General features: G+C 64.9%; 7 protein-coding genes. 4 read left to right on the forward strand and 3 right to left on the reverse strand.

Going from position 1 to position 8,192, the window contains the following annotated elements:
* The first annotated feature begins 49 nt into the window (after positions 1-49).
* Positions 50-2,083, forward strand: coding sequence for an aldo/keto reductase (locus NKJ84_RS16870; protein WP_352507386.1), 2,034 nt, complete (start codon positions 50-52; stop codon positions 2,081-2,083).
* 132 nt (positions 2,084-2,215) lie between these two features.
* Positions 2,216-3,994, forward strand: coding sequence for an NAD(P)-binding domain-containing protein (locus NKJ84_RS16875; protein WP_352507387.1), 1,779 nt, complete (start codon positions 2,216-2,218; stop codon positions 3,992-3,994).
* A gap of 157 nt (positions 3,995-4,151) precedes the next feature.
* Here NKJ84_RS16875 and NKJ84_RS16880 read toward each other — a convergent pair whose 3' ends face one another.
* The 3 genes from NKJ84_RS16880 to NKJ84_RS16890 all read right to left on the reverse strand — a co-directional run bounded on the left by NKJ84_RS16880 (position 4,152) and on the right by NKJ84_RS16890 (position 6,376).
* Entirely contained in the window at positions 4,152-5,381 is a 1,230-nt protein-coding gene (locus NKJ84_RS16880; protein ID WP_352507388.1) for an amidohydrolase/deacetylase family metallohydrolase, read from the reverse strand.
* 22 nt (positions 5,382-5,403) lie between these two features.
* Entirely contained in the window at positions 5,404-5,769 is a 366-nt protein-coding gene (locus tag NKJ84_RS16885; RefSeq protein WP_254817935.1) for a RidA family protein, read from the reverse strand.
* Between the two features lie 178 nt (positions 5,770-5,947).
* On the reverse strand, positions 5,948-6,376 hold the full coding sequence (locus NKJ84_RS16890; RefSeq protein ID WP_254817936.1) for an Lrp/AsnC family transcriptional regulator: 429 nt from the start codon (positions 6,374-6,376) through the stop codon (positions 5,948-5,950).
* 123 nt (positions 6,377-6,499) lie between these two features.
* Here NKJ84_RS16890 and NKJ84_RS16895 point away from each other — a divergent pair, with 123 nt between their 5' ends.
* Together NKJ84_RS16895 and NKJ84_RS16900 are read left to right on the forward strand one after the other, a co-directional pair.
* Positions 6,500-7,603, forward strand: coding sequence for a saccharopine dehydrogenase family protein (locus NKJ84_RS16895; RefSeq protein WP_352507389.1), 1,104 nt, complete (start codon positions 6,500-6,502; stop codon positions 7,601-7,603).
* Between the two features lie 219 nt (positions 7,604-7,822).
* A partial coding sequence (locus tag NKJ84_RS16900; RefSeq protein WP_352507390.1) for a transposase family protein occupies positions 7,823-8,192 on the forward strand: 370 nt, incomplete at its 3' end.

Genomic DNA, 8,192 nt, shown 5'->3' on the forward strand with positions numbered 1-8,192 from the left:
TCCTTTTGTCCGATCGCGACTGGTCGCGGCCACCCCACGGAGATTTGACATGACGTCCAAGCCAGAAAAAATTCGCTGGGGCATTCTCGGGCCCGGCAACATCGCCAAGGCCTTTGCCGGCGGCGTCGCCCATTCGCGCACCGGCACCTTAGTCGCCTTAGGGGCGCGCAATCCCGGCAAGGCCGGGCTCACTGAGGCTTTCCCCGGCGCCCGCATCCTCGATGGCTACGAGACTTTGCTTGGCGATCCGGATGTCGACGCGATCTATATTTCAACGCCGCATCCGAGCCATGCCGAATGGGCGATCAAGGCGGCTGAGGCCGGAAAGCATGTGCTTTGCGAAAAGCCGCTTGGCCTGACCGCCTTCGAGGCCGACGCCATGATCCATGCCGCGCGCAAGGCCGGCACCTTTCTCGGCGAAGCCTTCATGTACCGGCTGCATCCGCAGACGGCCAGGCTGGTCGAGCTGGTCAGGGCCGGCGCGATCGGCGACATCAAGATGATCAAATCCAGTTTCGGCTTCGCCATGCCGGGCTTCATGCCGGAGCACCGGCTTTACGCCAAGGATCTCGCCGGCGGCGGCATTCTCGATGTCGGCGGCTATCCCGTCTCGATGGCGCGGCTGATTGCCGGCGCCGCGGCGGGAAAGCCCTTCGCCGAGCCGGACAAAGTGGTCGGCGCTGCGCATCTCGGCCAATCCGGCGTCGACGAATGGGCGTCGGCGCTGTTGCATTTTCCAGGCGGCATCGTCGCGGAAGTCTCCTGCAGCATTTCGCTCGCGCAGGACAACGTATTGCGTATTCTCGGCAGCAAGGGCCGCATCGAGGTGGCGGATTTCTGGTATGCCGGCGGCCAGCAAGGCGGCACCGGCGAAATCCGCATCATCCGTCCGGGTGACACCGAGGTGGTCGAGGTCAAGGAGGACGGCTGGCTTTACGCATTCGAGGTCGACGCTGCCGGCGAGGCCATTCTCGGCGGGAAGCAGGAGTTCGCCTGGCCGGGCATGAGCTGGGCCGACAGTCTCGGCAATCTGCGCGTGCTCGATAAATGGCGGGCCGCCATCGGGCTCGAATACGACATCGAGAAACCGGCAAAGCGCGTCCACACGATCTCCGGGCGGAAGCTGCGCTCCGGCGGGACCGCCATCCCCAAGCGCGGCATTCCGGGCCTGCCGCGGCCGGCTTCGTGTCTGGCGCTCGGCTTCGAGGATTTCCGCACGTTTTCGTCGGGCGCCATCCTGCTCGACGCCTATTTTGAGGCGGGCGGCAATCTGTTCGACACCGCCTTCGTCTACGGTTCCGGCTATACCGAGACGCTGCTCGGCCAGTGGCTGAAGAACCGCGGCGTGCGCGAGCAATCGGTGGTCATCGGCAAGGGTGCGCACTCGCCGCTCTGCTATCCCGACGTCATCGGCAAGCAGCTCACCCAGTCGCTTGAGCGGCTGCAGACCGACCATATCGACGTCTATTTCATGCATCGCGACAACCCGGACGTGCCGGTCGACGAGTTCGTCGATGCGATGGATCGCGAGGTCAAGGCCGGCCGCATTCGCGGTCCGTTCGGCGGCTCGAACTGGACGATGGAACGCATGGACGAGGCGATTGTCTATGCCGAGCGCACCGGCAAGCAGAAGCCCGGCGCCCTTTCCAACAATTTCTCGCTGGCCGAGATGCTGGAGCCGATCTGGGCGGGCTGCGTCACCTCCTCCAGCGACGCATGGAAGGCCTGGCTCACCGCCCGGCAGATGCCGAATTTCGCCTGGTCGAGCCAGGGCCGCGGCTTCTTCACCGACCGCGCCGGCCGCGACCGGCGCGACAATGAGGAACTGGTCCGGGTCTGGTACTCGGAGAGGAACTTCGGCCGTCGCGACCGCGCCATCGAGCTCGCCAAACGGCTGGGCAAAAGCCCGATCCACGTCGCGCTCGCCTATGTCCTGGCGCAGCCCTTTCCGTCCGTCCCGCTGATCGGGCCGCGCACGCTCGACGAGTTGGAAGACAGCCTCCAGGCGCTCGACATCTCACTTTCGCCGGACGATCTTGCATGGCTGGATAGCGGTTCGGATCAGGCCCGCGCGCGCGCCTGATAGCGGGGTCTTGCGCTGCGCCCTTAATTTCCGGACTGTTTGCGCTGCCCCTCACCTACCCTCTCCCCGCTCTTCGGGAGAGAGGATAAGGTTAAAGGGCAGCGCCGAAGTCGCTTGAGATAGGGAAGACAGATGCTCGACATATCACCGTCGAAACAGGCGGCCACCTGGCTCGGTTCTTTTGCGCGAGCGCTCGAGGCGGGCGACGTCGCGGCCGCAATCAACCTGTTCGTCGAGGACTGTTACTGGCGCGATCTGCTGACCTTCACCTGGAACATCAAGACCATGGAAGGCGGCGCGGCGATCCGCGACATGCTGGAAGCCACGCTGGCAATGACAAGGCCTGCCCGGTGGCAGCTCAGCAGCGAAGCGACTTCGGACGAAGGCGTTATCGAAGCCTGGTTTTCTTTCGAGACGTCATCCGCGTGGGGCCAAGGCATCATGCGCCTCAGGGACGGCAAATGCCGGACACTGTTTACGGCGATGAGCGATCTCAAGGGGTTTGAGGAGCGCAAGGGCCCGGCGCGGCCTCTGGGCGTCCGCCACAAGGCCGATCCGGAGCGCGAGACCTGGCTGGAGGCGAGGGCGCGCGAGACGCGTGAACTCGGCGCCGGCCAGCAGCCTTATTGCCTGGTCATCGGCGGCGGCCAGGGCGGCATCATGCTGGGCGCACGGCTCCGGCAACTCGGCGTGCCGGCCATCATCATCGAGAAGAATGCGCAGGCCGGCGATTCCTGGCGCAATCGCTATCGCTCGCTCGTGCTGCACGACCCGGTCTGGTACGACCATCTGCCCTACATCCCGTTTCCCGAGAACTGGCCGGTGTTCACGCCCAAGGACAAGATGGGCGACTGGCTGGAAATGTATACACGCGTCATGGAGCTCAACTACTGGACCTCCACAAGATGCATCAGCGCGTCCTACGACGACACCGAAAAGGTCTGGACGGTCGAGGTCGACCGCGCCGGCCAGCGCATCACGCTAAAGCCGAAGCACATCGTCTTTGCAACCGGTGCTTATGGCCCGCCCAGGCAGATCGACCTGCCGGGCGCCGAGGCCTTCCAGGGCGAGATCCTGCACTCCAGCCAATATTTCAGCGGCGAGAAATTCCGCGGCAAAAAGGTCGCCGTCATCGGCGCCGCAAGTTCTGGCCATGATGTCAGCGTCGATCTATGGGAGAGCGGCGCCGAGGTGACGATGGTCCAGCGCTCGCCGACGACGGTGGTCAAGTCGGACACGCTGATGGAGATCGGTTTCGAGATCTTTTCGGAAAAGGCGCTGGCCCGCGGCATCACCACTGAGAAGGCCGACATGATCGTCGCCTCGACGCCGTTCGCGCTGCTGCCACAGGGCCAGCGCGCGCTCTACGACATCATCAAGGCGCGCGACGCGGCCTTCTACGACCGCTTGCGCGGCGCCGGCTTCGCCATCGATTTCGGCGACGACGAGACCGGACTTTTGATGAAGGCCTACCGCACCGGCTCGGGCTTCTACATCGACGTCGGCGCCTGCGATCTGATCATCGACGGCGAGATCGGCATCCGCAGCGGCGTCGGGATCAAGTCGCTGACGCCGACAGGCATCCTCTTCGACGACGGCACCGAACTGGCGGCCGACGCAATCATCGCCTGCACCGGCTATCTCTCGATGAACGAAACGGTGGCGGCGATCATCTCCCGTGAAGTCGCCGACAAGGTCGGGCCGTGCTGGGGGATTGGCTCGGGCGTGAAAGGCGACCCGGGTCCATGGCAAGGCGAATTGCGCAACATGTGGAAGCCGACCGCGCAGGAAGCGCTGTGGTTCCACGGCGGCAATCTGGCGCTGTCGCGCTTTTATTCGAAGTTCGTGGCGCTGCAGATCAAGGCGAGGATGGAAGGCATTGCGACGCCGGTTTATGGGACGCCGCGGTGAAGCTGTGATCTCCCCCCTTGAGCGGGAGATATCGCCAAAGGCGACAGAGGGAGTCGCCGCGCGTCGAGCGCCAGCCTCCTCTACCGTAGCAGCAGGCCGAGCCCCGTCGGACCTACCCCCTCTGGCCTGCCGGCCATCTCCCCCTCAAGGGGGGAGATCACCCACGCCCGAAATGCCGGGCGGCAACCTCGACATGCGTGTCATGCGCATGCGCTTCGAAGCGCTCGGTTTCGCCGAAATCGTCCAGCGCCTCGTTCGGCCACCACGTGCCGCCGACCACAATGCCGTCAGAGACCAGCCTTTGCTCGGCGACCAACGAGGCGCCGACCGAGTCGACAAAGGTGAAGCGGCCCGGACGCAGCCGCAGCACCGCGATGTCGCCGACCGCACCAACCGCAAGCCTGCCCAAATCTGGCCTGGCGATCGCTTCGGCCGGCCGCTGTGTCGCGGCGCGCAGCACCTCGACCAGCGGCATGCCGAGAACCAGCAGCTTCGACATGCACACCAGAATGTCGAAGGCCGGCCCGTCGACGCAGTAGAGATGCACGTCGCTGCTGATCACGTCCGGCGCCAGCCCCTCGCTCAGCATCGCCTTGGCCACCTCGAAATCGAACGAGCCCATGCCGTGGCCGATATCGAAGATGACGCCGCGCTCGCGCGCCAGCCGCATGTCCGGCCGCACCGCGCCCGAAGCGAAGACCGGTGCGTTGGGAAACGGCCGGAAGCAGTGGGTGAGGATATCGCCTTTGCGCAGCCGCGGCAGCACTTCCGAGCGACCCGGCGGCGGCTCGTCTATATGCGCCATCAGCGGCAGGCCGGCCTTGTCGGCGGCTTCCAGCCCGAGATCGACCGGCGCGATGCCGCTGCTGCCGCCGGCATGGCGACCGGAGCGGACCTTGACGCCGACGATCACGTCTGCGTGCTCGCGCGCCGCGGCCACCGTCTCGCGCGGTTCGCAGAGCCTGAGGTCGCTGCATTCGCCGACCGCGACGGTCTGCGAGAAGCCGAAAATGCCGGCAAAGGAAATGTTGACGTATGCCAGGATACGGACCTTCGAGCGCTCGATGACGTGGCGGCGAAAGCCGAGGAAATTGCCGGCGCCGGCGCTTCCGGCATCGACGAAGGTGGTGGTGCCGCTCTTTGCGGCGAGCCGGTCGGCATCGACGCCGAGCGACGTGCCGCCCCAATAGACATGGCTGTGCAGGTCGATCAGGCCGGGCGCGACGATCGAGCCCGTGGCGTCGATGACGCGGGCTGCACGTTCGAAGGGGATTTCGGGGTCGATGGCGGCGATACGGCCGTCGGCAATCGCCAGATCGCGTTGTGCGTCGAGGCCGGACGCCGGATCGATGAGGCGGCCGCCCTTTATCAGGAGATCGAATTGCATTGCGCCTGTCTCCGCTTTTCCGTCAGGCCGGCCTGTAGGCGACGGCTTCGACCTCGATCTTGATGTCGATCATAAGCCGTGACTCCACCGTCGTGCGTGCCGGCGGATCTTTCGGGAAATGCCGGGCGTAGACGGTATTGAAGATGCCGAAATCGCGCGCGTCCTCGAGCCAGACCGTCGTCTTGACCACGTCGTCGAGCGTGCAGCCGGCCAGCGCCAGTGCCGCCTTGACGTTCGACAGCACCTGTTCGGTCTGCTCGGCTATGCCGCCCTTGACCACCAGCCCGTCGCTGCCGACCGGCACCTGGCCTGAGACATAGACGAAATCGCCGGCCCTGACCGCCGGCGACAACGGCACATGGGATTTTCCGAAACACTGCTTGGGCAAGGAGGCCTCCTGTCTAGGTTCTTTGGGTGAACGCGCGATGCTGCAAGAGATTGGGCGCGGCTGCACGCCATCGATCCACATTCTGAAAGCCTATATCGCTTTGCTGCGGTAACGCCAGAACGATCACCGCCCTTGGTGATCCTTCGCGCCAGCATCTGGACCCGCGACGCCAGCCGGCTCAGCGGTCGATCCGCGTCGACAGGATGATCGACGACGACGTCCGCTCGACCCCGTCCATGGCGCCGATCTGGTCGAGGAGCGTGTCGAGATCCCTGATCGACGGCGCTTCGACGACAACGATCATGTCGAAATTGCCGCTGACCGAGTGCAGGGTTCGAACCGGTGCCAGCGCCTGCAGGCTGCGCACCACCTTGTCGGCGAGCTTGGGGGTGACGGTAAGCAGGACATGCGCCCTGACCAGCCCCTGTTCGTAGTCGGGCGAAAGCCTGACACCGTAGCCGGTGATGATGCCGCGCTGTTCCAGCCGCTCGATCCGGCTCTGCACCGTGGTCCGCGACACGCCCAGCCGTCGCGCCAGTTCGGCGGTCGAGGCGCGCGCATTGATGCGCAGCAGGGAAAGCAGAGCCTGGTCGGCATCGCTTAGCATTTCGACGAACCTTGCCGGCACATTGCGCAAAGAGAGACTGCGTTTCGTACAGTCTCACGCTTCCTTTCGACAGGCAAGCTGCGATTCTAGCGATCAATCCAACGTTGGTGCGAGGGACCAGTCATGAAGGAAATCATCGTCGTCGGCGCCGGCAAGATCGGCTCGACCATTGCCGAGATGCTGGCTTCCACGGGCAACTACCATGTCACGCTCGTCGACCGCTCGGCGGCGCAGCTCGGCGCGGCCGAACTGCCTGAAACGATCGAGACGCTGGAACTCGACATCGAAGCCGCCGGCACCCTCGAAGCGGCCTTGGCCGGCAAATTCGCGGTGCTCAGCGCCGCGCCCTTCCATCTGACCACGCGCATCGCGGAGGCGGCGGCCAGTGCCGGCGTGCACTATCTCGATCTGACCGAGGATGTCGTCAGCACCAGGCGGGTCAAGGAACTGGCGCGCTCCGGCAACAGCGCCTTCATTCCGCAATGCGGCCTGGCGCCCGGCTTCATCTCGATCGTTGCCAACGACCTCGCCAGCCGCTTCGACACGCTGGAGAGCGTGCGCATGCGGGTTGGCGCGCTGCCGCAGTACCCGTCGAACGCGCTGAACTACAATCTGACCTGGAGCACCGACGGCGTCATCAACGAATATTGCGAGCCTTGCGAGGCGATCGTCGAAGGCGAGCTGATCGAGGTGCCGCCGCTCGAGGAGCGCGAGGAGTTCTCGCTCGACGGCGTCACCTATGAGGCGTTCAACACCTCGGGCGGGCTGGGCACGCTGGCCGAAACGCTGAAAGGCAGGGTGCGCACGCTGAATTACCGCACCATCCGTTATCCCGGCCATGCCGCGATCATGAAGGCGCTGCTCAACGACCTCGGCCTGCGCCACCGCCGCGACGTGCTGAAGGACATTTTCGAAAGCGCCCTGCCGGCAACGCTGCAGGACGTGGTTATCGTCTTCGTCACCGTCAGCGGCCGCAAGAACGGCCGTCTGCTGCAGGAGACCTATGCCAACAAGATCTACGCCAGGCGCGACGGCGAAAAGGTGCGCAGCGCCATCCAGATCACCACTGCATCGGCGATCTGCGCCGTGCTCGACATGCTCGCCGACGGCACCTTGCCGGCAAGAGGTTTCATCAAGCAGGAGGACATCGCGCTCGACGCTTTTCTAGCCAACCGCTTCGGCCACGCCTACGCGCAGCACGAGATGGTTAGCCGGCTTGCGGGGTGAGCTGCGTAATCTCCCCCCTCGAGGGGGAGACGTCGCCGAAGGCGACAGAGGGGGTCGCCTCACGAAGAGCGCCAACCTCCATCTGTCGCAAGGGAGGTCGCATCCAGTCGAACCGACCCCCTCTGGCCTGCCGGCCATCTCCCCCTCAAGGGCAGGGGAATCGCATATGGCGATTTTGGGGTTGAGTTTAGGCTGAGAAAGGATTCTTTGGAGAGGCAGTTGAGCGAAGGAGCGACTGCCATTTCCTGCCTTGAGAGCTACTTTGGCGCGGTGCCTGATCCACGCGCGCCCAACGCCACGCACCGGCTTGGCGACCTGATCGTGATGATGATCGCGGCAAGCCTGTGTGGTGCCAGCAATGCGACGGAGTTCGCCCTGTTTGCGCAGGAGCGCAAGCAGGCGCTGTCGCGGCTGATCGACTATGACGCAGCTCCCAGCCACGACACCTTCTCGCGGCTGCTGCGCCTGCTCGACCCGGAGGCCTTTGGTCGCGCCTTTGCGGCCTTTGCCGCAGCTTTCGCCCGAGCCAGCCGAGAGACGCCCGAGGTGGTGTCGCTTGACGGCAAGGCTTTGCGGCGGGCCTACGAGA

The organism is Mesorhizobium sp. M0048, from assembly GCF_040323405.1.
Taxonomy (GTDB): domain Bacteria; phylum Pseudomonadota; class Alphaproteobacteria; order Rhizobiales; family Rhizobiaceae; genus Mesorhizobium.